Source organism: Corallococcus sp. AB049A (assembly GCF_003668885.1).
GTDB classification, from domain to species: Bacteria; Myxococcota; Myxococcia; order Myxococcales; family Myxococcaceae; genus Corallococcus; species Corallococcus interemptor.
The window spans coordinates 1-836 of sequence record NZ_RAWL01000852.1; the positions used below are offsets into that span (position 1 = coordinate 1).

The 836-nt window shown below is 69.4% G+C and carries 1 protein-coding gene; it reads left to right on the forward strand.

Annotated features, from left to right (window positions below):
* Positions 1 to 836 (forward strand): AMP-binding protein (locus tag D7X55_RS39910; RefSeq protein ID WP_147470442.1); only part of this gene is annotated, 836 nt, incomplete at both ends.

Below are 836 nucleotides of genomic sequence, written 5' to 3' on the forward strand. Positions count from 1 at the left end.
TCGGGCATCCTGGAGCTTTCTGATTTCGTCTTCGAGCAGGCACCGGACTTCCGCGCGCTGCACTGGATGGCGACGGATTCGCTGCCGGAGGGTGGCGAGCGCGAGTGGGTGGCGCCGGAGTTGGGGACGGAGTCGCTGGCGTTCCTGCAGTACACGTCCGGGAGCACGGGGACGCCGAAGGGCGTGATGCTCACGCACGGCAACCTGCTGCACAACCTGTCGCTCATCCACGGGGCGTTCGGCGCGCGCAGGGAGAGCCAGGGCGTCATCTGGCTGCCGCCGTACCACGACATGGGACTCATCGGCGGCATCCTGGAGCCGCTGTACGGGGGCTTCCCGGTGGCACTCATGTCGCCGATGACGTTCCTCAAGCGGCCCATGGCGTGGCTGGAGGCGGTGTCGAAGTTTGGGGGCACCATCAGCGGTGGGCCGAACTTCGCGTTCGACTTGTGCGTGAAGAAGAGCACGCCGGAAGAGCGGCGGGCGTTGGACTTGAGCCGGTGGGAGGTGGCCTTCTGCGGCGCGGAGCCGATTCGGCCGGAGACGCTGGAGCGCTTCGTGGAGGCGTTCGGCCCCAGTGGCTTCCGGCGTGAGGCCTTCTACCCGTGCTACGGGCTGGCGGAAGGGACGCTGATAGTTTCCGGAGGCGAGAAGTCAGCGCCGCCGGTGTCGGTGACGCTGTCGTCCACTGCGCTGGAGCAGCACCGCGCGGAGGAAGTGGGCGCGGCGGAGGCCGGGGCACGGACGCTGGTGGGGTGTGGCCGGACGCTGGCGGAACAGCGACTGGCCATCGTGGACCCGGAGACGCTGGAGCGGCGGGCGCCTGGGCAGGTGGG